The 23,277-nt window shown below is 46.6% G+C and carries 19 protein-coding genes and 2 tRNA genes; 15 read left to right on the top strand and 6 right to left on the bottom strand.

Going from position 1 to position 23,277, the window contains the following annotated elements:
* The first annotated feature begins 6 nt into the window (after nt 1-6).
* The 8 genes from asnB (ACVBEJ_RS03110) to ACVBEJ_RS03075 are packed head-to-tail and all read left to right on the top strand — an operon-like array spanning nt 7 to nt 11,412.
* Entirely contained in the window at nt 7-1,896 is a 1,890-nt protein-coding gene (gene asnB / locus ACVBEJ_RS03110) for an asparagine synthase (glutamine-hydrolyzing) (protein WP_447128134.1), read from the top strand.
* Nucleotides 1,896-2,975: a glycosyltransferase gene (locus tag ACVBEJ_RS03105; protein ID WP_447128133.1), complete on the top strand. Its 1,080-nt coding sequence runs from the start codon at nt 1,896-1,898 to the stop codon at nt 2,973-2,975. Before asnB (ACVBEJ_RS03110) ends, ACVBEJ_RS03105 begins: the two co-directional genes overlap by 1 nt.
* A 17-nt stretch (nt 2,976-2,992) precedes the next feature.
* A complete protein-coding gene (gene asnB / locus ACVBEJ_RS03100) occupies nt 2,993-4,897 on the top strand; it encodes an asparagine synthase (glutamine-hydrolyzing) (RefSeq protein ID WP_447128132.1) in 1,905 nt (634 codons plus the stop codon).
* On the top strand, nt 4,894-7,029 hold the full coding sequence (locus ACVBEJ_RS03095) for a bi-domain-containing oxidoreductase (protein ID WP_447128131.1): 2,136 nt from the start codon (nt 4,894-4,896) through the stop codon (nt 7,027-7,029). The genes asnB (ACVBEJ_RS03100) and ACVBEJ_RS03095 overlap by 4 nt, the downstream gene beginning before the upstream one ends.
* 44 nt (nt 7,030-7,073) lie before the next feature.
* A complete protein-coding gene (locus ACVBEJ_RS03090; protein WP_447128130.1) occupies nt 7,074-8,714 on the top strand; it encodes a heparinase II/III family protein in 1,641 nt (546 codons plus the stop codon).
* A 3-nt stretch (nt 8,715-8,717) separates the two neighbouring features.
* Nucleotides 8,718-9,920 carry a glycosyltransferase family 4 protein gene (locus tag ACVBEJ_RS03085; protein WP_447128129.1) on the top strand — a complete coding sequence of 401 codons (1,203 nt, stop codon included), beginning with the start codon at nt 8,718-8,720 and terminating at the stop codon, nt 9,918-9,920.
* Nucleotides 9,917-10,858, top strand: a complete 942-nt coding sequence (locus tag ACVBEJ_RS03080) for a UDP-glucose 4-epimerase family protein (RefSeq protein ID WP_447128128.1) — start codon at nt 9,917-9,919, stop codon at nt 10,856-10,858. Before ACVBEJ_RS03085 ends, ACVBEJ_RS03080 begins: the two co-directional genes overlap by 4 nt.
* 2 nt (nt 10,859-10,860) lie before the next feature.
* Nucleotides 10,861-11,412, top strand: coding sequence for a sugar transferase (locus ACVBEJ_RS03075; RefSeq protein WP_447128127.1), 552 nt, complete (start codon nt 10,861-10,863; stop codon nt 11,410-11,412).
* Nucleotides 11,413-11,426: 14 nt separating this feature from the next.
* Here ACVBEJ_RS03075 and ACVBEJ_RS03070 read toward each other — a convergent pair whose 3' ends face one another.
* Complete coding sequence (locus ACVBEJ_RS03070) at nt 11,427-13,331, bottom strand: polysaccharide biosynthesis protein (protein WP_447128126.1); 1,905 nt, start codon at nt 13,329-13,331, stop codon at nt 11,427-11,429.
* 261 nt (nt 13,332-13,592) lie between these two features.
* On the opposite strand from ACVBEJ_RS03070, the gene ACVBEJ_RS03065 reads away from it, so the two are divergent.
* Entirely contained in the window at nt 13,593-13,802 is a 210-nt protein-coding gene (locus ACVBEJ_RS03065) for a type II toxin-antitoxin system RelE/ParE family toxin (protein ID WP_447128125.1), read from the top strand.
* On the opposite strand, the gene ACVBEJ_RS03060 is transcribed toward ACVBEJ_RS03065, so the two are convergent.
* From ACVBEJ_RS03060 to ACVBEJ_RS03050, 3 genes are all read right to left on the bottom strand, one after another.
* Nucleotides 13,759-14,043: a type II toxin-antitoxin system RelE/ParE family toxin gene (locus ACVBEJ_RS03060; protein WP_447128124.1), complete on the bottom strand. Its 285-nt coding sequence runs from the start codon at nt 14,041-14,043 to the stop codon at nt 13,759-13,761. The genes ACVBEJ_RS03065 and ACVBEJ_RS03060 overlap by 44 nt on opposite strands.
* Nucleotides 14,030-14,299 (bottom strand): ribbon-helix-helix domain-containing protein, encoded by a 270-nt coding sequence (locus ACVBEJ_RS03055; protein ID WP_447128123.1) that lies wholly within the window; start codon nt 14,297-14,299, stop codon nt 14,030-14,032. Before ACVBEJ_RS03055 ends, ACVBEJ_RS03060 begins: the two co-directional genes overlap by 14 nt.
* A gap of 459 nt (nt 14,300-14,758) precedes the next feature.
* Nucleotides 14,759-14,834: transfer RNA gene (locus ACVBEJ_RS03050), tRNA-Asn, on the bottom strand.
* 665 nt (nt 14,835-15,499) lie between these two features.
* Here ACVBEJ_RS03050 and uvrB point away from each other — a divergent pair.
* From uvrB to ACVBEJ_RS03035, 3 genes are all read left to right on the top strand, one after another.
* Nucleotides 15,500-17,509: an excinuclease ABC subunit UvrB gene (gene uvrB, locus ACVBEJ_RS03045; RefSeq protein WP_447128149.1), complete on the top strand. Its 2,010-nt coding sequence runs from the start codon at nt 15,500-15,502 to the stop codon at nt 17,507-17,509.
* A gap of 58 nt (nt 17,510-17,567) precedes the next feature.
* Nucleotides 17,568-18,635 carry a Wzz/FepE/Etk N-terminal domain-containing protein gene (locus ACVBEJ_RS03040; RefSeq protein ID WP_447128122.1) on the top strand — a complete coding sequence of 356 codons (1,068 nt, stop codon included), beginning with the start codon at nt 17,568-17,570 and terminating at the stop codon, nt 18,633-18,635.
* A 75-nt stretch (nt 18,636-18,710) separates the two neighbouring features.
* Nucleotides 18,711-18,787, top strand: a tRNA-Val gene (locus tag ACVBEJ_RS03035).
* Between the two features lie 540 nt (nt 18,788-19,327).
* Here ACVBEJ_RS03035 and ACVBEJ_RS03030 read toward each other — a convergent pair.
* Nucleotides 19,328-19,612 carry a type II toxin-antitoxin system RelE family toxin gene (locus ACVBEJ_RS03030; RefSeq protein ID WP_447128121.1) on the bottom strand — a complete coding sequence of 95 codons (285 nt, stop codon included), beginning with the start codon at nt 19,610-19,612 and terminating at the stop codon, nt 19,328-19,330.
* Nucleotides 19,602-19,850: a type II toxin-antitoxin system Phd/YefM family antitoxin gene (locus ACVBEJ_RS03025; protein WP_447128120.1), complete on the bottom strand. Its 249-nt coding sequence runs from the start codon at nt 19,848-19,850 to the stop codon at nt 19,602-19,604. The genes ACVBEJ_RS03030 and ACVBEJ_RS03025 overlap by 11 nt, the downstream gene beginning before the upstream one ends.
* A gap of 439 nt (nt 19,851-20,289) precedes the next feature.
* Between ACVBEJ_RS03025 and thrS the strand changes: the two genes are divergently transcribed.
* The 3 genes from thrS to rpmI all read left to right on the top strand — a co-directional run bounded on the left by thrS (nt 20,290) and on the right by rpmI (nt 23,253).
* Complete coding sequence (gene thrS, locus ACVBEJ_RS03020; RefSeq protein ID WP_447128119.1) at nt 20,290-22,212, top strand: threonine--tRNA ligase; 1,923 nt, start codon at nt 20,290-20,292, stop codon at nt 22,210-22,212.
* Nucleotides 22,213-22,270: 58 nt separating this feature from the next.
* Complete coding sequence (gene infC / locus ACVBEJ_RS03015) at nt 22,271-22,813, top strand: translation initiation factor IF-3 (RefSeq protein WP_447128148.1); 543 nt, start codon at nt 22,271-22,273, stop codon at nt 22,811-22,813.
* Nucleotides 22,814-23,061: 248 nt separating this feature from the next.
* On the top strand, nt 23,062-23,253 hold the full coding sequence (gene rpmI / locus ACVBEJ_RS03010; protein ID WP_289155548.1) for a 50S ribosomal protein L35: 192 nt from the start codon (nt 23,062-23,064) through the stop codon (nt 23,251-23,253).
* Nucleotides 23,254-23,277 lie beyond the last annotated feature (24 nt).

Raw genomic sequence — 23,277 nt, 5'->3', positions numbered from 1 at the left:
GTATTTATGTGTGGTATAAACGGATTCGTTAGTAAAGCTAGTATTGCTAAAAGAAAGGAAGAGGTGCTCGGAGGTCTAAAAAATATAAGACATCGAGGCCCTGATGATTTAGGTGTTGAGGTTCTCGGTCAAGCAGTGTTAGGGCAGGTTCGCTTGAGTATTCTTGATCTTTCTGACGCTGGACATCAGCCAATGTATTCGGCTTGCCGTCGTTATGTGATTGTATATAACGGTGAAGTCTACAACTATAAGGAGTTAGTAACTAAGTATAATATTTCTACCAAAAGTCAGACGGATACTGAAGTTGTATTAGAACTGTTTGCTAAATTTGGTGATCGCTCTTTCGAAATGCTCAATGGAATGTTTGCTTTTTCAGTTTATGATCTTAAAGATCAAGTTGTCTGGTTGGTTCGAGATCGGATAGGAATTAAGCCGCTATATATTGTAGAGGAAGATGAAGGGCTGGCGTTTTCTTCAGAGATAAAAGGCCTGCCCGTCGGGGATGAGATATTGTCGGGTGTTAATTCCAAGGCGATCTCAGAGTGGTGTTACTATGGAGCTTCGCTCGGTGATAAAACCTTACTTAAAACGGTGAATAGTCTGTTGCCTGGATCCTTTCTGCGGATTGACTTGAAGTCATGGAGTTTGGGCTACTCGACTTATTGGGCAGTTAAAGATTCATCGAATAATGGGGTTTCGAATAATTTTCCGGCTTCAAAAATTAGTGAACTTACCGACTTAATATCAGCATCAGTCAAGAGACAGATGGTGTCGGATGTACCGATTGGTATTATGTTGTCCGGTGGTGTAGATAGCTCAGCAATTACATGTTTTGCTTCTCGGCATTCTAATAATCCAATAAAGACATTCTCGGTTGCTTTTGACTTTCAAAAAGAGATAAGCGAACTGGATCGTGCAAAAAAAATATCAGATCTCTGTGGTACTGAACATCATGAATTACATATATCTGGTGGAGAAATTGCTGATGTCGTCGAAAAAATGGTATTTCATCATGACTCTCCATTCTCTGATGCTGCAAATATTCCTTTATATCTAACTACTCAAAATATAAAAAATGAAGTTAAGGTTATTCTTCAGGGTGACGGTGGTGATGAGTTATTCGGAGGATACCAAAGATACAATACCTTGCATAATTACAAATTATTAAAAATATTTTCTAGGTTTTTAAAACCAGTCAACAATTTGCTCCCTTCGAGAGCACTTAAGTATCGAGTTCAGCGTTATCTGGATTGTTTAGCTGTGGGTGATAGGGCTGAACTAATGGCTCTCCTTTTAACAGTGGAGTCTAAAAGACATTCCCCTTTAAATATTTTTTCCGAAGAGTATAAGGAGATAATTGCTAGATTTGATCCATTCGAGCGTTACAGACATGTCTCTGAAATTTTTTCAGAGCATTCATTAATAGACGCTATGCTGATGACGGATATGTCTATAATACTGCCAGATATATTTTTGGAGAAAGTCGACAAGAGTACAATGGCTAGCAGTGTAGAAGTTCGAGTTCCATTTCTTGATAATGATATTATAGATTTTTCCTTGTCTATCCTAGCGAAAGATAAAATTAAAAAAGGAAAAACTAAATGGCTTTTGAAGAAGTCGTTAGAGGGCGTTGTGCCTAACGAGATTTTGTACGCTAAAAAGCAGGGATTTGGTGTGCCATATGAGTACTGGATTAAAACAAGTCTTTTGCCATTACTTAAAGATAATATATCTCTGTTCAGCAGGAAATACCCTGGTGTTCTCAATGTAAAATATATTGATTTTATGCTTGATAAGCATGTTTCTGGTGTGCAAGACAGAGGGTTTATGCTTTGGAAATTGCTTAATTTTACGATCTGGGCGAACAATAACAAACTTGAGTTTGGGGTAAAGTAGTGAAGCGAAGCTTTATATTTGTGGGTGCAGGCGTTGAAAAATCTGATGTTAACGCGGGAGGCCAGACAACTGCTTCTATAGGTATACATTCTTATGCGAAAAGAAATTCGATATTCCTCCATGTCCTTGATACTCGGCAAAACAGCTTTCCTGTGCCACCTTTCAAGGAACGATTAATCAAGGGTGTAGATAGAGTAAAGCAGGCTTTTTGTATTATCCGAGATGATAAAATTGATGGTGCTATTATATTTTCTGGTGCTGGTTTTAGTTTTTACGAGCGAATCTTCACGACATTGTTGTGTCGCTTCTATAGGGTTCCTACTTTGATTCTAATTCGAGATGGGTTTTTTTTTAAGCAATTAGAGTCTAAATTTAGTCGACTTCTTATTTGTAATTTGCTCCGAATTCCGACATACATTGGGGTTCAAGGAGGAAAGTGGAATATTCTTTTTGATGAGCTGGCAATTAAAAAAAACAAAGTTGTAACAATAAAAAATTGGTTGCCTGAACACGTTGAAATTCAAGATGAGAAAGTTTTTGAAAAGGATTTTGTGACTTTTTGTTTTGTTGGTTGGGTAGTTAAGGAGAAAGGTATAATAGAACTCTTATCTGCGGTAAATAGCTTGGTTAGCTCTGGCTTTCGATTAAAAACGAAAATAATAGGCGATGGTTGGTTGATGTCAGACTGTCAGGATTTTGTCAGACGGAATAACTTGAAAGAATTTGTCGATTTTTTTGGATGGTTAGAATATAAACAAGTTGCAATGGAGCTGTCTTCGTCAGATGTATTTGTTCTTCCTACATACGCAGAAGGTTTTCCAAATAGTTTGCTTGAGGCCATGGCGAGCGGACTGCCGGCAATATCTACTGATGTGGGAGGTATATCGGGTAGCCTTCTGCATGGTCAAAACGGATATATCGCTGCTGTTGGTTCTGAAAAAGAGCTACAGCACTACATGAAAAAGTACATAGAGTCACCCGAGTTAATATCTGAACACTCAAAGGAGACGCTGAAGATTGTTCGTGAAAATCATCAGCGCGAAGCTAATTGTAAAAAAATATTTGATTTATTCTTGTAATCATTACTGGATTTTTTATGTGTGGAATAGTTGGAGGTGTTGGTAATATATCTGATAGCCTTATGAAGGATATGCTTGAATCTATGTCTCATAGAGGGCCTGATAATCAGGGTAGTATTTCAATTGATGGAACTGTCCATCTTGGGCATTCACGGCTGAGTATTATTGATTTATCCAGTGCTAGTAATCAGCCCCTTTGGGATGTGAGTGGGCGCGCGTGTATAGTCTTTAATGGAGAAATATACAACTACAGAGAACTTAGAGATGAGCTGGCCAGTAATGGATATAGTTTTACCTCAAATGGCGATGCTGAGGTTCTTCTGAATTTATATTTGCATTTTGGAGAGGATGCGCTTTCTCATTTGAATGGAATTTTTTCCTTTGCGATCTGGGATTCTGAAAAAAATCACCTGTTTTTAGCCCGCGATCATTTTGGTGTTAAGCCACTATACTATGTAAAAAACTCAGAAGGGTTTTTCTTTGCAAGTGAAATTAAATCGCTGTTAAAGTTGCCTTCTGTGTCACGAGAAATTAACTATGATGCAATTTTTCGAAGCATTGTGTTTCTCTGGTCGCCCGGCCCAAAAACTATTTTGAAGCAAGTTAAAAAATTAGAACCAGGATCATATTTGTTAGTAAAGAATGCTGAAGTTGTTAGATGCCAAGAATATTGGTCTTGGCCTGAATATAATCCGATTGGTGATGTTGAAAGCTCTAAATTTTCTGTGATTTCTGCGCTTGATAATAGTGTGGCAGACCAGTTGGTGTCTGATGTGCCGCTAGGAGCATTTTTGTCTGGAGGTCTGGATTCTAGTTTGTTGGTAGCCATGGCTTGCAAGAAATCAGGAAAAGAACTTCCCTGTTTTACTATTAAATCTGTGGAAAAGGGAGGCGACAATGATGGTTTTTCTGATGATTTGCCGTACGCAAAAAAGGTTGCGAACACTTTAGGTTGTCCGTTAACAATTGTTGAAGCAACCCCAGATATCGTCTCCGATTTAAGATCTATGCTATATCATCTAGATGAACCTCAAGCTGATCCTGCGCCATTAAATGTCTCCATGATCTGCAAAAAAGCTAAGGAAATGGGTGTGAAAGTTTTGCTTTCGGGGGCAGGCGGTGATGATGTTTTTTCAGGTTATCGAAGGCACTATGCGATCAAGTCTGAACGATATTGGTCGTGGCTTCCCAAGCCTGTTAGGTCTTTTCTAAAAGCTATTGCTATAAGTCTTCCTAAGGAAGACCCCAGGCTGAGGAGATTGTCTAAAGCATTTTCTTATGCGGATTTTTCAGGTGATGAGAGAATACTCTCCTATTTTTATTGGGTGAATCCTGAGGTTGTAAACAGCTTGATGACTCCTGAGGTTAAAAGTCAGCTGAGCGACAACCCCATGAAAGAAATTCTCGATAGCATGAAAAAGGTAAAGTCTCGCGATCGACTTGAGCGAATGCTTTATTTGGAGCGGCGTTACTTTATGGTCGATCACAATTTTAATTATACTGATAAGATGAGCATGGCACATAGCATTGAGGTTAGAGTTCCTTTTTTAGATGCTAGAGTAGCCAGTGCTGCGGCAAAAATTAGCTCTAGCGACAAGCAAAGGGGGAGGCAAGGGAAGTGGATTTTAAAAAAATCTGCGGAGAGTTTTTTGCCTAAAGATATCATATATAGGCCGAAGTCTGGATTTGGGGCCCCACTTAGGGCTTGGTTGAAAGGAGAGCTGAAAGGCATGGTAGATGATGTCTTAAGTGAAAAGAGCTTGAAAGCTAGAGGTATCTTTAGTTATGAGAAGGTACGTCAATTGATTATAGAAGATCGTGCTGGTAAGCACGATTACTCTTATCCAATATTTGCACTCTTGTGTCTTGAGATTTGGATGCGCATATTTATTGATGGCGATGAATCAGGAGTTAAGTTGTGATTCAACTTTTACAGAATTTAAATAGCGGTGAAACATTGGCTATAGAAGCTCCAACCCCAGTCGCTTCAACGGGTAATATCATTATAAATACCGTAAAAACGCTTATCTCTGCTGGCACTGAGCGTATGCTGGTTGATTTTGGCAAATCAAACCTGGTGGATAAAGCCCGTCAACAGCCAGATAAAGTAAAGATGGTTCTGGAAAAAGTTGCGACCGATGGCTTGTTGACTACAGTTGAGGCAGTGCGCTCCAAACTTTCCCAACCACTTCCGCTTGGTTACTGCAATGTAGGCGTTGTATCTGAGGTTGGTCCAGGTGCCGATCAATTTAAAGTTGGAAATAGAGTTGTATCCAATGGACCTCATGCGGATGTTGTTAAAGTGCCAAAAAATCTCACTACTAAAATTCCAGATGTCGTGACGGATGAAGAAGCTGCATTCACTGTGGTTGCCAGTATCGGCCTGCAGGGTATTCGCCTTGCACAACCCACTTTAGGTGAAAGTGTTGTTGTCACAGGTGTTGGTTTGATTGGCCTGCTAACAGTTCAATTACTTCGCGCTCAAGGCTGTCGAGTACTGGCCATCGACTTTGATGACGCCAAGTTAGATCTTGCCAGACAGTTTGGTGCCGAAACTTGTAACCCAGGTAAAGGTGAAGATCCATTGGCTGCCGGTCTGGGGTTTAGTCGCGGCCAGGGCGTAGACGCTGTGCTTATAACTGCCTCTACAAAATCAAGTGAGCCTGTCACTCAAGCAGCGCGCATGTGCCGCAAACGTGGACGTATTGTGCTTGTAGGAGTCACCGGGCTGGAACTTAATCGCGCAGATTTCTACGAAAAAGAACTGAGCTTTCAAGTCTCTTGTTCGTATGGACCGGGCCGTTACGATGCGGCATACGAAGAGCAAGGCCAAGATTACCCTGTAGGTTTTGTGCGTTGGACAGAACAGCGTAACTTTGTTGCAGTATTGGATATGATGGCCAGCGGTCAGCTGGATGTGAAACCGCTCATTACTCATCGGTTTGCTTTTGAAGAGGCGCCCAAGGCTTATGAGCTGCTGACCACAGACAAAGCTGTGCTGGGTATTTTGCTGCAATACGACTCAGAGCCGGCCAACCGCCATAAGCGCAGCCTGGCTTTGCAGAGCGATGTCAGCTTCAAGGCCAACGAGCCTGTACTGGGTATGATTGGCGCCGGTAACTATGCCTCTCGCATACTGATCCCAGCTTTCAAGCAAGCCGGCGCTCAGTTCCATACATTAGTAACTGCAGGCGGCATCAATGGCGTGATTCACGGTGAAAAGGCCGGCTTTGCTGAAGCCTCTACTGATGTGGATAACATGCTGACCAATAGTGCCATCAATACGGTGGCCATCGTTACCCGTCATAACACCCACGCCCGCTTTGTTTCCCGGGCGCTGGCTGCCGGGAAAAACGTTTTCGTAGAAAAGCCGCTTGCTATCAATCTGGAAGAGCTAGCAGAAGTCGAGTCTGCTTACCATTTAGCTCATGCCAGTGGCCAGCAGCAGCATTTGATGGTTGGTTTTAATCGCCGTTTTTCTCCTCATGTATTGAAGATGAAGGAGTTGCTTTCATCAAAGCGCGCTCCGAAAACTTTTATTATGACTATGAATGCTGGGAGTATTCCTGCTGATCACTGGACCCAGGATGCAAGCGTTGGCGGAGGGCGAATAGTTGGTGAGGCATGTCACTATATTGATTTGATGCGTTTTCTCGTTGGAGCCAAAATTACTGGCTGGAATGCGGTTAAAATTGGAGGTGAGAATGGTGTTCAAATTACTGATGATAAAGCAATTATCACCCTTTCGTTTGAAGATGGTTCGGTTGGTTCAATTCATTACTTTGCTAATGGCGGAAAAGCTTTCCCCAAAGAAAGAGTTGAAGTTTTTTGTGATGATGCAGTCTTACAGCTGGATAATTTCCGTAAGCTAAAAGGATATGGTTGGACTGGGTTTTCCAAACAAGGTGGCTTTTCCCAAGATAAAGGACAATTGGCTTGTGCAGAGGCATTTGTTGGCGCCATAAAGAATGGCACGAGCTCTCCAATCAGCTTTGAGGAGATTTTAGAGGTGTCACGAGTTTCTATAGAGATTGCTAACTCTCTTCGATACTAGGATTAAATAAATAGTTGGAGAGGGCACAATGGTGCCTTTATTTTATGGCTAGTATTTCTAGATACTACAATACTTTAAAATATCTGCGTTGGGAGCAATTTTTGTTTCGGGCATATTATGGCTTGACGAAAGTGAGTGTTACGTCATTTTCCGTTGATGAAATTGAGGCTCATGACTTTGTATGGTGTGGGCGATCTTTTAGTCAACAGTCGTTATTTGATCAAGATAGTTTTTTTTTCTTGGGAGAGTGGGGAAGTATTGCCGATGAGACAGGGTGGAACTGCAGTAAGAAAAGTAAGCTTTGGTTATATAATCTTCACTATTTTGATGACCTTAACGCGGAAGAAAATGAAAAGCGCGGGGAACTTCATCATAAGCTGATGAAGCGCTGGGTAGAAGAAAACCCAGCTCCTTTGGGGAATGGTTGGGAGCCGTACCCGATTTCATTACGGCTGGTGAATTGGGTTAAGTGGCTCAGTCGGCAACAGTATCGAGATCCTTTTTTACTTGGCAGTATCCGGCAGCAAGCCGATGTATTAGCAAAACGCCTTGAATATCACATCTTAGGTAACCATCTTTTTGCAAATGCAAAAGCTCTCATTTTTGTGGGTAGTTTTTTGCTTGGAGGGTTCGGGGAAAAATATTTGAAGATGGGGCTGAAGGTTTTAAAGACTGAGTTGCATGAGCAGTTTCTCTCGGATGGGGGACATTTTGAACGAAGTCCAATGTACCATAATATCCTGTTGTGGGACTTGCTAGATTTAATTCAACTGGCGAGGCTCAGTAATACGGTGGAACTAGAAGCTTGCTTGAATGATTGGTCTGGTCTGGCATTAAAAGCAATCAGTTGGATGGAGACGATGAGTCATCCTGATGCAGAGGTTAGCTTTTTTAACGATGCTGCCATTGGTATAGCTGCATCGCCCCAAAAAATTAGGGATTATGCCAGTCATTTGGGTTTGGGTTGCACATCAGAATTTAAGGCTCCATTGAATGTTCTGAAAGAAAGCGGATATAGCCGGGTTTCCCATTACAGGCATTCTACTTTTTTCGATCATGGTCCAATTGGCCCTGATTATCTACCGGGGCATGCTCATGCCGATACCTTGAGTGTTGAATGGTCAGTAGATCAGCAGCGTGTTTTAGTTAATTCGGGCACCTCAATGTATGGTGTTAGCAAAGAAAGATTGAAGCAGCGCCAAACTGCTGCCCACAACACTGTTGTGGTTGATGATGAGGATTCGTCAGAGGTTTGGGGTGGGTTTCGTGTGGCACGTCGTGCAAAAGCTAGTTTGAAAAACGCATACCTTGATGGTAAGAAAGTTGTAATTGAAGCAAGCCATGATGGTTATAAGCGGCTGCCTGGAAAAGTTATTCATAGTAGAAAGTTGATTAGCTCACCCACTGGCCTGACTGTTAAAGATAATCTGGAGGGGCATTGGCAGAGGGCAGAAGTACACTTTCACCTTCATCCTAAAGTGACTGTGCAGCGACAAGGAGAGGTGGAGGTTGCTTTAATTCTTCCGGGACAGAAGCGTATTAATGTCATTTCGGATCAGCCTGTATTGATTGAGGATGCAACTTGGTATCCGGAGTTTGGTGTTAGCTTGGCCAATCAAAAGCTAATCATTCCAATGCAAAGAAGTGACTCAACTGTGTGCTTTCAAATTTGTATAGAAGTATGATTTGTGAATATTCTTATCCTATCATTCTATTTTCGTCCTGATTTGTGTGCAGGTTCATTTCGTTGTTCTTCTCTTGTTGATCAACTTGTGAATGTGAAGCATGATTATGTTCACCTAGATGTGCTGACAACTCTCCCAAATCGCTACACAACATTTTCTTCAGAAGCAGAAGCTCATGAGATAGATGATCGGATTAATATTCATAGGGTTAAGCTACCTTCTCACAGTAGCGGCATGCTTGATCAAGCTAAGGCATTTTTGGCCTATTATCGAGAGGTTAAAAAGTTAACTCACAGTGGCAAGTATGATGTTGTATATGCTACTAGTTCTCGACTTATGACTGCTTTTTTGGGTGCTCGTATTTCACGATCATTTGATGTGCCCTTATACCTCGATATAAGAGATATTTTTGTGGATACAATTAAGGATGTGTTACCGAAGCCACTGGCGGTTTTGATAAAGCCCGTGTTTGGAATGATCGAGAGATATTCTTTTGGCTCGGCGAAGAGAATTAATTTAGTATCCAAAGGATTTCGTCCATATTTTTTAAGTCGATATCCAAAAGTTGATTATCGGTGGTTCACTAATGGTATTGATAGTGAATTCATTGGAACTTGTCAGGATCGATCAATTGAGCTTCAGGAAAGGTGTGATCGAGATGTTATCAGGGTGGTCTATGCTGGAAATATAGGGGAAGGGCAAGGCCTTCATACAATTATCCCATTGTTGGCAAAGGCGGTGGAAGGCAAGGTGCGCTTTAAAATAATTGGGGATGGTGGACGAAGAAGTGCTTTAGAAGAAGCTTTGCGGGCAGAGGGAGTTAATAACGTTGAGGTGGTTGGGCCTGTAAATAGGGAAGATTTAATTGTGGAGTATCAGAGTTCAGACGTTTTGTTCCTCCATTTGAATGATTATCCTGCTTTCAAAAAGGTCCTCCCTTCAAAGATATTTGAATATGCTGCTATGGGTAAGCCTATATTGGCAGGAGTAAGTGGTTTTGCTGCGCAGTTTATTGAAGAAGAAGTGAATAATTCAGTAGTGTTCTCTCCGGGAGATTGGGAAGAAGGCACTCGAGCTTTGGATAGCATGCAGATGGGAGAGGGAGATCGATCTTCTTTCATTGAAAAGTATTTGCGTGAGAATATTATGCGAGAAATGGCTGCAGATATTATTTCATTCGGGGGAAATGGTGAGGTTGCGCTTTGAAAATCATTTTGACTGGTGCTACGGGGTTTGTTGGCCGCCATATCCTTTCAAAATTAAATGAATATGACCTATTGGCCATAGGGCGTAAATCTACTGGCTTGAGTGGAGTGACTTTCTACGAAGCCAACATTGATTCTGAAACAAATTATCTCTCAGTGTTATCTAAAGGCGATATTGTTATACATTGTGCAGCCCGTGCGCATATCATGTCGGATGATGCATCAGATCCACTGAAGGCTTACCGAGAAACCAATACCTTCGGAACTCTGAATCTAGCCATGCAAGCAGCAAAAGCAGGCGTCAAACGCTTTATTTTTATAAGCACCATTAAGGTGAATGGTGAATACACAAATCCAGGCGAACAATTTTCCTCTGGCGACCTGTGTTCACCTGCTGATCCATACGCTATCAGCAAGCACGAGGCCGAAATTGGCTTGCATGAAATTTCAAAAGAAAGCGGGATGGAAGTAGTAATCATTCGCTCGCCGCTGGTCTATGGCCCAGGTGTTGGGGCGAATTTTTTAGCTCTACTTCGCCTTTCTCATAAAAGAGTGCCACTGCCTTTCGGGTGTATCAATAATAAAAGAAGCATGGTGTTCGTAGATAATCTGGTTGATCTGGTTGTTACTTGCATTGATCACCCTAAGGCTGCTAATCAAACTTTACTTGTATCTGATGACGAAGATATTTCTATCAAAGCAGTGATCAGGCGGCTTGCTAAGGCATTCAACAGGTCTGCCTGGATTATTCCTGTGCCAGTATTTATTTTGAAGGTTATGGGTCTGATTTTTGGGAAAAAGGATGTTGTTGGCAGAATTGTGGATTCGTTGCAAGTTGATATAGAAGTTACCAAAAATATTCTGACCTGGAAGCCTCCTTACACAGTTGATGATGGCTTTAAAAAGACTGTTACCGATTATTTGTTAGAGAAAGATTAAATATGCTTCGTTGTTTAGATTTCTTTTTGGCTCTGCTTGGATTGTTGGCTGCGCTGCCTGTTTTGCTTTTAGTCGTGTTAGTCGGTTTTTTTGATACAGGCTCCCCGATATTCAGGCAGACAAGAGTGGGGAAAGGCCAAAAACCATTCACATTGGTGAAGTTTAGAACGATGAGTGTTGGGACTAAATCAGTTGCCAGCCATTTGTCTTCGCAAGACTCAATTACAAGGTTGGGGGCATTTTTGAGAAAAACGAAACTGGATGAATTGCCTCAGTTAATAAATGTTCTTAAGGGAGATATGAGTTTTGTTGGTCCAAGGCCTAACTTGTTTAATCAGGAAGAATTAATTGCTGAAAGAGCAGCTCTTGGTGTTTACGATGCTTTGCCGGGTATTACAGGCTTAGCGCAAATCAATAATATTGATATGTCTACACCAAAATTGTTGGCAAAAACTGACAAGCAAATGTTGGAAAACCTGAATTGGCTGAATTACTTTAAATATATATTCCAAACAGCTTTGGGACATGGCTCGGGTGATGCGGTAAAGGAGTAGAAAGAAGTAAGGGGTCAGTTAACCAACCCAGCAGGCACAGTTGCCGAACTCTCCTTCCAAATAGAATCCTGCAATGCATGCTGACCATGAAACTCCGTAGGCGCTTTTAACAAAATTTCCTGAATTGTCTCACAGCAAAAATCATGACAAGCAATGTCCAGTTTCTGGATAATATCCTTGGTTTCTTTCCAGCTCAGAAAGGACTCTTTTGCCATCATTATCCGTGGATGATCCGTTCCGCTAACATTGCTGCCAATCAGCAATTCTTCATACAGCTTTTCTCCAGGCCTCAGTCCTGAAAACTGAATTTCAATATCGCCATTGGGTTGATCCTGGGTCTTTTCAGTCAGTCCGCTGAGGTGGATCATCTTTTTGGCCAGGTCGACGATTTTTACCGGCTCGCCCATATCCAGAACAAACACTTCTCCGCCCTTGGCCATCGATCCTGCCTGAATAACCAATTGGGCTGCTTCGGGAATGGTCATAAAGTAACGAATAATATCCGGGTGGGTCACGCTGATGGGCTGGCCGCGTTCAATTTGCCGCCTGAATAGTGGCACAACGGAGCCGGACGAGCCCAGCACATTGCCAAAGCGCACCATGGAAAAACACATTTCAGGGGCGCGGGTTTGCAGGGCTTGCAAGGTCAGTTCGGCCATGCGCTTGGATGCGCCCATAATGTTGGTGGGGCGAACGGCTTTGTCGGTAGATACCAGAATAAAGGTTTCTACTCCGGCGTTAATTGCGGCTTCGGCGGTATGAAAAGTGCCAAAGACGTTGTTGCGAACACCTTCAACAATATTGTGTTCCACCAGGGGTACATGTTTGTAGGCAGCGGCGTGGTATACGGTCTGTACGCCGTAGGTGTTCATGATAATTTCGAGGCGGTTTTTGTTCTGTACAGAGCCGAGAAGACTGATAATTTCCAGGTCAACCGCATCGTTGTTGCGGTAAAGCTCCTGTTGTATGGAGTACAGGGCAAATTCGTTCAGCTCGTGCAGGATCAGCTTGCTTGGCTTGGATTTGATGATTTGCCGACACAGCTCTGAACCAATAGAGCCACCCGCACCGGTGACCATCACAACTTTGCCGGAGATGCACTTATTCATCAGTTCCGGTCTGGGGGGGATGGGGTCGCGGCCCAGCAGGTCGTTTACATCTACGTCGCGTATTTCCTGCAATTTGGCTTTTCCGCTAAGGATGTCTGATACCGGGGGTACGGTCTGTACCTGAACCCGTACCTGTTGCAATTGTTCAATCAGCGCTTTGCGGCGGGTGTGGGGGGTGTCGCCCAGGGCCAAAAGTACTTTGGTAGCGTTGTGTTTTTCAATAAGGCCTTTGATTTTTTTGGGGGAAGAAACGGTCAGGCCTTCTATGGTGGTGCCGTGAAGGGTTTTGTCGTCATCCACAAAGGCAATGGCTTTGTACCTGGTGCCGAGGTTTAGCTGAAGGGCCAGCTGTGTACCGGTATAGCCAGCCCCATAAATAATCACTTTCTGGCGGCCACGGTTGAAGCGCACTTGAAACAGGCTGTGAATCAGCAGCCTGGGAACGCCGATGGCAAAGAAGGCGGCAAACAGGTAAATAAACGGGATGCTGCGTGGGGTGCTGAGGTGGAAGAAAAAGCTGAATGCAATCAGCAGGATAGCCGATGCGCCTACGCCAGTGAGTATGCGCAAGATTGCCTCGCGGCCAATAAACCGCAAAATGGCCCGGTACAGGCCGATGCGAATATGCAGGAGTACGGTCAGGCCAACGGTGACGGCCAGGCACACCAGTTCGGTGTTGGTTGTTTGGGTGACTTCCCCAAGGCGAAGGAGCTTGGCGGCAAAGTAGGCTGCACAGAGGGCAATAACATCGTAGGTGACAGAAATCAGGCGTTTGGTGGCGCGAGAACTGTTCAGCAACTGCTCGATCATTAACTACTCCATTAGCATTTATAGGGCTTATTATGGCTGGCGGTATTGTAGTCTTATCGGGGCTGAAAAACGACTGGTGGTGCAAAAAGGTTGACGGCAGGGGCGCGAAAAAGGTTGGTAGTGTGTTGGGGGTCTCGTTTTGTGCGCTAGGCATGGGTATCTTGAATCCATTGACCCCTGTCATTCTGAGCGCAGCGAAGAACCCCGGTATAGAGACCCTTCGTTGTACTCAGGGTGACAGGCTTTCAGCGGAGGTTTGTTATGGTTTTGCTGCACGGGTTCATTAAGAAGGCAAAGAAAACCCCAGTGACGGATCTGGAACTGGCTAAAAAAAGACGCAATAGTATTCAACAATTGGAGTATTCACCAGTAGCCAACTTACAACTTACAACTTACAACTTACAACTTACAACTTACAACTTACCGCTTAGAGCCAGCCTTGCGTATCTTGTTTACCGAGAACGGCCATAATTTCTACTGTGCCTCCATTGATGCGATAAAAGACGCTGTCTTTACCGCATAAACTTCGCCGGTAGCCTGTTCGAATATCACTTTCAGCGTAGACGTACGGTTGTTCTGCCAGCTCAGCAAAGTGTACAAAAAAAGCCTCATGGTAAGCATCTGCAGCTTCCATGCCCCAGTGTTCGACACCGTAGTGCCAGATGCGCTCCAGGTCATCCTTTGCGTTCGGTGAAACCCTATAGATTGCCACTGCGACGTGCTCTTTCCTTGAATCCTTTGAGCATATCCTGCGATGATTCTGCGACCCAGCCCTTATCTTCTACTGATCCTTCACTGGCAATCAACTTGGCGCGGATATATTCCGCTTCACGATTTTTCTCCCGCGCCTTGCGAATGAGATCGTTGACCACTTCGCTGCGGTTTGCGTACTCACCACTATCAATCTGAGATTGAAGCCAGGATTCGTTCGGCGTAGAAATGGATAAACTTGCGCGAGTGCCTGCCATAACTGTCATTCCTGTAAGTGCATTTGTGATGTAAAAATACATCATAAGTGCATCAGCGTCTATATGTTCAGGGCTTTAGCAGATATTGGGCAGTGCGGCGATCTGGGCTTGAGTGTTCATTGGTGGATTACGCCCTTTTGAATTCATTGCCTCCCTGTCATTCTGAGCGCAGCGAAGAATCCCGGTTCAAGTGTTTTTAGACCCTTCGCTGCGCTCAGGGTGACAAACTTGAGATTTCACGCAATGATTATGCAGCGCCGCGCGCTGCTCATTGGGTCGCTCCATGAAAAAGCCCCCGATATTTGCATATCGAGGGCTTTTGTTTTTGGCTCCGCCTGCAGGGGTTGAATTAGGTGGAAGCGCCAGCTTTCACGCAATGATTATGCAGCGCCGCGCGCTGCTCATTGGGTCGCTCCATGAAAAAGCCCCCGATATTTGCATATCGAGGGCTTTTGTTTTTGGCTCCGCCTGCTGGGCTCGAACCAGCGACCCAATGATTAACAGTCATTTGCTCTACCAACTGAGCTAAGGCGGAACGGTTCAGCTTGCGCTGAGGCCGGGTATATTAGGCATCTGCCTGTGGTGCGTCAAGCATTTGTTGTGAAAAAGTTATTTTTGGGTAACTATCTGATTTTAATGGCTAAATACTTGTATATGTGGATTATCTGCCCTGCAGGTTCAGATCCCCCCAATGCTTTTCTCCAGTATTCCATTTCCGCCCATCTCGCCCAGATGCGCGATAATTCGCGGGCATAGCGTAAATCGTCTTTTATCAACAGTGGCTGGTCTGCTTCGATTACGTTCAGGGCCAAGGGTATAGGGCATTTATTGATACCGACTACTGACAGTTTATCTTCCGGTAAGTTTAGAGCCTGCCTGAATGTTGCCGCTTGTTTATGAGGGCGTGCCAGGGTAACCACCCAAGCCGTCATTGCGAGCGCAGCGCGGCAATCCAGTGTCTTTTATATGACTGATTTACAAGTAAAGCCGCTGGATCTCCGCCTGCGCGGAGACGACGAAATTTTTGAGCCTTTCAGCCATCCATTTGGCTAAAGGACTTACACAATGCGCCTTCGCAGGAATGACAGAATCCTTAAAGTGAACAGCATTACCACAAGAGGTGGATTACGCTGTGCTAATCCACCCTACATCGTCTTACGGTATAGTAACCCACTTTATTTTGAAGCTTGAATTATTGTGATCAACAAACCCTTTGCAATTGATAGTGAGTACTCCCCAGCTGGTGACCAACCCGCTGCTATTCAAGGCCTGATCACTGGTATTGAATCCGGCCTGGCCTCGCAAACCCTGTTGGGTGTGACTGGTTCCGGCAAAACCTTCACCGTCGCTAACGTTATTCAGGAAATCCAGAGGCCTACAATTGTTCTGGCTCACAACAAGACGTTGGCCGCCCAGCTATACGGGGAATTCAAAGAGTTCTTCCCAAATAACGCGGTTGAATACTTCGTCTCTTACTACGACTACTATCAGCCCGAAGCCTACGTGCCGTCTTCCGATACTTTTATAGAGAAAGACGCCTCGGTCAACCAACACATCGAGCAGATGCGCCTGTCCGCTACCAAGGCTCTGCTGGAGCGTCGGGATGTGGTGGTGGTGGCCACTGTATCTTCTATATATGGCCTGGGTGATCCAAAGTCCTATCACCAGATGGTGATTCATCTGGTGCGTGGCGAGCGAATTGATCAGCGCACCCTGCTGCGGCGTCTGGCAGAGTTGCAGTACAGCCGCAACGATATGGATTTCCGCCGTGCCACCTACCGGGTGCGGGGGGATGTGATTGATATTCATCCGGCGGATTCTGAATTTGAAGCTCTGCGGGTAGAGCTGTTTGACGATGAGCTGGAGCGCCTGTCGGTGTTTGACCCGCTAACCGGCGAAATCCTGCGCCAGGTACCCCGGTTTACCGTCTACCCCAAAACTCACTATGTCACCCCCCGGCAAACCATTCTTGAAGCGGTAGAGCATATAAAAGAAGAACTGGCGGAGCGCCTGGAGCAGTTGTGCTCAAATAGCAAGCTGGTAGAGGCCCAGCGCCTGCAAGAACGCACCCGCTATGACCTGGAAATGATGCAGGAATTGGGTTATTGCACCGGTATTGAAAACTACTCCCGCTACCTGTCTGGTGGCCAGCCCGGTGAGCCGCCGCCCTGTCTTTTTGATTATCTGCCCAAAGATGCGCTGATGGTGATTGACGAATCTCACGTCACCATTCCCCAGCTTGGCGCCATGTACAAAGGCGACCGCTCCCGCAAGGAAACCCTGGTGGAATTCGGCTTCCGCCTGCCGTCGGCGCTGGATAACCGCCCACTGCGTTTTGATGAATGGCAACATCTGGCACCGCAGGCGATTTTTGTCTCTGCCACGCCGAGCAAATATGAGGCTGAGCATGCCGGGCAAGTGGTGGAGCAGGTGGTGCGCCCCACAGGGTTGGTGGATCCGGAACTGGAAGTGCGGCCGGCGGGCAGTCAGGTGGATGATGTGTTGTCTGAAATTACCGTTCGGGTCGCGGCAGACGAGCGGGTGCTGATTACCGTGCTTACCAAACGCATGGCGGAAGACTTGACCGAATACCTGGCGGACCACGGCGTGCGGGTGCGCTATCTGCATTCCGATATCGACACCGTGGAGCGGGTAGAAATTATCCGCGACCTGCGCAGTGGCGAGTTCGATGTGCTGGTGGGTATCAACCTGCTGCGAGAGGGGCTGGATATGCCGGAAGTGTCTCTGGTGGCCATCTTCGATGCCGACAAAGAAGGCTTTCTGCGTTCGGAGCAGTCACTTGTGCAAACCATTGGCAGGGCCGCTCGCCACGTCAATGGTAAAGCGATTCTCTACGCCGACCGGATAACCGGCTCCATGCAGCGCGCCATGGATGAAACCGAACGCCGCCGCCGCAAACAAATGGCCCACAACGAACAACACGGGATTACGCCGAAAGGCGTTAAAAAAGCCGTGGCGGATATTCTGGAAGGTGCGGTGGTGCCAGGAATGCCCAGAAAAGGCCGCCTGCAAAAAGTGGCTGAAGCCAAAGCGGAATACACTCTGAGTGCTGCGATGGATGACCCTAAACAACAAGCGAGTCGCATTGCTGAATTGGAAGAACAAATGTACCAATGCGCCAAGAATCTGGAATTTGAAGAAGCGGCGAAAATACGCGATCAGATCGCAAAAGTTCGTGCAGCTGTATAGGTCTGACGCCGGTGTAATGGTATTATCCGCGCCTTGTTACAACTCACGGAGATAGACGTTGAACCCGAATCAAATGCCTGCTGCGGAGCAGGTTTACTACAGCAACGATGAAATTGATCTGGTAGCCCTGTGCGCCAAAATCTGGGCGGGCAAATGGAAGATTATTGGTGCAGCGGTGGTTTGTTTGGCGTTGGGTATTGCATACCTGGTGGTAACGCCAAAGTCCTATTTGCTGGAAACCGTTATTGCTCCGCCCATTGCCTCTGATCTGGAACCAATACAGCCCCCCCAGGCCAATGGCCGCTACACCCTGTCAAAAATAACCGCTGGCAATGCGTTTGAGCTGGTAAAAGGCTACCTGCAATCAGAGAATCGCCGGCAGGCATTCTGGGTGAATTATCACAGTCTGCCTTCAGAAAGTATCAGCGATGAAAGCCTTGAAAACTTCCTGGCGTTTAATGAAGACCTGGATATTAAAGAAGGTAAGAAAGAAGACGTGACGGTGACGGTCGCGCTGATGAGCAAGTCGCCGGACGAAGAGCTGATGTTGATTTCCAGCTTCCTGAAAGCCATTAACTCACAGGTTGTCAATGAGCTGATCAACCGTATGAATCAGGTGTTGGATATTCAGAAAGGCAAACTGATGGAAGATATTGAACGGGCGAAACGGCAATATCAGGTTCAGTTGCAGGATGAAATAGCCGGGCTGGAAGAAGCACTGAATATTGCCGGTCAAATGGGGATTAAAGAAACTCCCTACGAACAATTGGCTAATATTGAAGTCAGTGTCGTCAATAACCGATTCCTGCTGGGCACCAAAACCCTGTCTTCACAATTGCAAGCACTGCGCCAGCGCCAGGATAAAGATGCTTTTGTGCCGGGTTTGCGCGACCTGCAAAATCAACTGGATTTGGTGGAGTCGGATTTGGCGCGTTTGAAAAAACACCGCAACGATGCCAACACGTTTCAGGTACTAAAACCCCTGTCGAGGCCGCTAAAAGAAGAAAGCCCCAAAAAAGCATTGGTGCTGGCGCTTTCTGTGGTTGTTGGTGGTTTTTTGGGATTGCTATGGATAATGATAGCCGGGCTGAGCCAGGCCATTCGCGAACGGCAGGCTGAGCTTTAATCTGAAATGATTGATTTGAAATTACTTGCTCTTACCAGGGCGCACTGCTAAATTACGCGCCCTCAAACCATCACCAGACGCGTAGCTCAGTTGGTTAGAGCACCACCTTGACATGGTGGGGGTCGTTGGTTCGAATCCGATCGCGTCTACCATACAAAAACACCCCTATGCCTGTGGCATAGGGGTGTTTTTGTATGGTGGTTGTGTGAGGTTCAACCACGTTCGACAAATTTGCAGGACAGCAAATTTGGGCGCCGCAGGCGGGCGAAGCCCGAGCCACATGGATGTGGCGAGTCACTAATGCAGGACAGCAAATTTGGGCGCCGCCCGAAGGTCATGGATGGCCTGAGTCAATCCGATCGCAAATCGCCCAAACACGACCCAAAATCCCGGCGGATTACGCTGGCGCTAATCCGCCCTACGGCGATATACTTGCCGCCCTCTATTAACCCGGCAATAGAAAAGGCGTCCTGCCTTTTCTATTGCGCGCTCAATAAAACCTGACGCACTTGCGCGGAAGTGCTTGATTTTATTGAGCTCGCGCTGGCTACGCCAGCGGCGGCACATCCCTGTGCCGCATTATTAAACGCAACCTATAAGGTTGCCGGTTTAATAACTCCCCGTCATTCTGAGTGCAGCGAAGAACCTCTTTCTTGACTCGAAGTGCGAGATCCTTCGCTGCGCGGCACATATCACAGCCGCTCAGCCAACTTCCGGTATATGGCAGCCCTTTCTCGCTTGCCAACAGCAACCACCGTCACAGTAACCTTGCCATCATCCACTTGATATACAAGCCGATAACCCGCCGAGCTGAGTTTGATTTTGTAGCAATTTTGGTAGCCTCGCAGTTTGTCTGCATCTACGTGAGGATGAACGAGGCGTTCTTCGAGTTTGTTTTTGAATTGGCCTTTAATTGTTGCGCCCAGCTTTCTCCATTCTTTGAGAGCACTGGGCAGGAATTCCAGGCTATAGCTCATCAAGAGATACCGGAACCGGGGTTTCGCCTTTGCGGGCTTCGATGAGCTCTGTCAGGGCTAAATCATCTACGTATTCAACAAGGGCTTCATAGGCTTCAGCAGGGATGCAATAAAAAGCCGGGCGATTATGGTTTAGAACAGCTACAGCTTCTCCATTGCCGCTGTTTACCAGAGCCATAGGGTTTTTCTTTAGTTCTGAAATGCTGCCAGCTGTATTGGCAAAAATAGAAGAAGGCATAATAAGACCATAAATAAATCTGTATATTGGACTTAATTTAGGGTTCCTGTTTGTATTTGTCAATTGGTGATATCTACCTGAATCCGTGACTTCAGAGCGGCGTATAGCACAAGCTCTTGATTCCACAGCGGTTTGAAAAATACCCACTTAACCGATGGGTGAAGCTAAGATTTTTCAATTCCACTGTAAAACCAATATCTTGCACTCTACACTCACTCTGAAATCACGGATTCAGGATCTATTTAAAAGTTCGGCGGATTACGCTGGCGCTAATCCGCCCTACGGCGATATACTTGCCGCCCTCTAACACCCCGTCATTCTGAGTGCAGCGAAGAACCTCTTTCTTGACTCGAATTGCGAGATCCTTCGCTGCGCTCAGGATGACGTAATGCAACCCAAGTGACCCCGCGTATGGGCCACCACTGGAAAGGACAATTCAATGCCTGTAATTACCCTCCCTGACGGCAGTCAGCGTTCCTTCGACAACCCGGTTTCCATCTACGACGTCGCCGCCGATATCGGCCCAGGCCTGGCCAAAGCCACCCTTGGTGGTCGCGTTAACGGCGTGCGGATGGATGCCCACGACTTAATAAATGAAGACGCTGAGCTAACCATTTTCACCAGCAAAGACGAGGATGGTCTGGAAATTATCCGCCACTCCTGCGCTCACTTGCTGGGTCACGCAGTCAAGCAACTGTGGCCGGAGGCGAAGATGGCCATTGGTCCCACCATCGACAACGGCTTTTACTACGACATTGATCTGGACCACCGCCTGACTGATGAAGACGTAGAGAAGCTGGAAGCCCGTATGCTGGAACTGGCCAAAACTGACTATGATGTGGTGAAAAAGAAAGTCAGCTGGCAACAGGCGCGGGATGCTTTTGAGGCTCGCGGTGAGCCTTACAAGGTGGAAATTCTTGATCAAAACGTCGATCGTGACGACCAGCCTGGCCTGTACCACCACGAAGAATACGTGGACATGTGTCGTGGCCCCCACGTGCCGAATATGCGTTTCTGCCACTATTTCAAATTGATGCGGGTGTCCGGCGCTTACTGGCGGGGTGATTCCAGTAACAAGCAATTGCAGCGCATTTACGGCACCGCCTGGGCGGACCGCAAACAACTGAAAAAGCATCTCAACTTCCTGCAGGAAGCGGAAAAGCGCGATCACCGCAAAATTGCCAAAAAGCTCGATCTTTTGCACTTGCAGGAAGAAGCGCCGGGGCAGATTTTTTGGCACCCTCGCGGCTGGAGCATTTACAAAACCATCGAGCAGTACATGCGCGACAAGCAAAACCGTCGCGGCTACCAGGAGATCAAAACCCCGCAATTGGTGGATTTCAGCCTGTGGGAGCGCTCCGGTCACGCCTCCAAGTTTGGCGACGATATGTTCGCCCTGCAGTCCGACGACAAGCAGTTTGCCATCAAGCCCATGAACTGCCCCTGCCACGTACAGGTGTTTAATCAGGGCTTGCGCAGCCACAAAGACTTACCATTAAGGCTGGCGGAATTTGGCTCCTGCCACCGCAACGAACCCTCCGGCTCACTGCACGGCATTATGCGGGTGCGGGGTTTTGTGCAGGACGATGGCCATATCTTCTGTACCGAAGCTCAGATTCAAAGTGAAGTGGTGGCCTTTACCGAGTTTCTGCACGAAGTGTATGCGGACTTTGGCTTTAGCGACATTATCTACCGCCTTTCCACCCGCCCGGAAAAGCGCGTGGGCACCGATGAGGATTGGGACAAGGCAGAAAAAGCCCTGGGCGATGCCCTCGACAGTCAGGGCCTGGAATGGCAGGAATTGCCGGGGGAGGGTGCGTTCTACGGCCCCAAGATCGAATTTTCCCTCAAAGATTGCCTGGGTCGGGTCTGGCAATTGGGCACCATTCAGGTGGACTTTTCCATGCCCGGACGCCTCGACGCCCAATATGTGGCGGAAGATGACAGCCGTCAGGTGCCAGTCATGTTGCACCGCGCCATTCTCGGTTCTTTCGAGCGATTCGTAGGTATTTTGATTGAACACTATGAAGGTGCATTCCCCACCTGGCTGGCGCCAGAGCAGGCGGTGGTGATGAATATTACCGACAGTCAGGGGGAATACGTCAAAAAAGTGACCGATTCCCTGCAAAATCAGGGTTTTAGGGTGATTAATGACTTGAGAAACGAAAAAATCGGCTTTAAAATCCGCGAGCACACAATTCAGCGCATTCCTTATCTACTCGTTGTGGGCGATAAGGAGGTGGAAAATCAGACCGTGGCCGTCCGTACCCGTACCGGGGAAGACCTTGGCAGCATCAGTCTCGACGACTTTGCCAGCCGTCTTCGCGAGGACATACAGAGCCGCGGTCGCTCTCGTTCCTAGACTGTTTGTTTTTGAACAAAAAGCTTGCTGAATGACTTAAACGCACTGGAGAAGCAGCATCAAGAAAGATTACAAAAAAGGGCAGAAGCGGGCCCGGTTGAACGACGACATCACCGACCTGAGCGAAGTGCGCCTGGTGGGTGCCGACGGCGAACAAGTTGGCGTAGTGCCGTTTGACGAGGCGCTTGGCGCTGCCCAGGCTGCCAAGCTGGATTTGGTAGAGATTGCTCCCGAGGCCAAGCCGCCAGTTTGTAAAATTATGGACTACGGCAAGCACCTGTTTGAACTGAAAAAGCAACAGGCCGCCCAGCGCAAAAAGCAGAAGCAGACACAAGTAAAAGAAATGAAGTTTCGCCCAGGGACGGACGAAGGTGACTACCAGATCAAGCTGCGCAATCTGGTACGTTTCCTTGAACACGGCGACAAGGCCAAGGTAACCCTGCGTTACCGCGGTCGCGAAATGGCCCACCAGGAAATCGGTATGGAGATGCTCAAACGCATCGAAAAAGATCTCGAAGAACTGGGGCAAGTTGAGCAATTTCCAAAAATGGAAGGCCGCCAACTGACCATGGTGATCGCGCCTCTTAGTAAAAAGAAATAAGCTAAGAGAAAGTAGTGTTTAAAAAGCAGTAACGCGCAAAATCGTGGGAAAGTGAACCGAATTTTGACGTCATTTCCGCGAAGGCGGGAATCCACCATCCGAAAGGATGGACCCCCGCCTTCGCGGGGATGACAAGGCATGCAAAAGTCGGCTGTATCGCCCTCAGCCTGTTGGCTGGCTGACCGAACAGACTTTTCCTTTTATTAAACCTTGATACCCAGCGGGTATCACATTGTGGAGTACAGACAATGCCAAAAGCCAAAGCACACAGCGGAGCCGCCAAGCGTTTCAAGAAAAGCGCTTCCGGCTACAAGCACAAGCACGCTAACAAAAGCCACATCCTCACCAAAATGAGCACCAAGCGTAAGCGCCAGCTGCGCGGCACCGATCAAATGAACGCTGCCGACAAGCCACTGGTCGATCGCATGCTGCGGGTTTAACCGCGCTCATTTTCAAACATTAAG

The organism is Porticoccus sp. GXU_MW_L64, assembly GCF_052983295.1.
Note: the sequence above shows the minus strand (reverse complement) of the source record. Positions and strands in the feature narration are given on the sequence as shown.

Coding starts and splice junctions, on each gene's coding strand:
- ACVBEJ_RS03025 (WP_447128120.1), bottom strand. CDS start 19,850: ATGCCTTCTTCTATTTTTGCCAATACAGCTGGCAGCATTTCAGAACTA.
- ACVBEJ_RS03055 (WP_447128123.1), bottom strand. CDS start 14,299: ATGGCAGGCACTCGCGCAAGTTTATCCATTTCTACGCCGAACGAATCC.
- ACVBEJ_RS03090 (WP_447128130.1), top strand. CDS start 7,074: ATGGCTAGTATTTCTAGATACTACAATACTTTAAAATATCTGCGTTGG.
- ACVBEJ_RS03070 (WP_447128126.1), bottom strand. CDS start 13,331: ATGATCGAGCAGTTGCTGAACAGTTCTCGCGCCACCAAACGCCTGATT.
- ACVBEJ_RS03030 (WP_447128121.1), bottom strand. CDS start 19,612: ATGAGCTATAGCCTGGAATTCCTGCCCAGTGCTCTCAAAGAATGGAGA.
- rpmI (WP_289155548.1), top strand. CDS start 23,062: ATGCCAAAAGCCAAAGCACACAGCGGAGCCGCCAAGCGTTTCAAGAAA.
- asnB (WP_447128132.1), top strand. CDS start 2,993: ATGTGTGGAATAGTTGGAGGTGTTGGTAATATATCTGATAGCCTTATG.
- asnB (WP_447128134.1), top strand. CDS start 7: ATGTGTGGTATAAACGGATTCGTTAGTAAAGCTAGTATTGCTAAAAGA.
- ACVBEJ_RS03065 (WP_447128125.1), top strand. CDS start 13,593: ATGGTTTTGCTGCACGGGTTCATTAAGAAGGCAAAGAAAACCCCAGTG.
- ACVBEJ_RS03075 (WP_447128127.1), top strand. CDS start 10,861: ATGCTTCGTTGTTTAGATTTCTTTTTGGCTCTGCTTGGATTGTTGGCT.
- thrS (WP_447128119.1), top strand. CDS start 20,290: ATGCCTGTAATTACCCTCCCTGACGGCAGTCAGCGTTCCTTCGACAAC.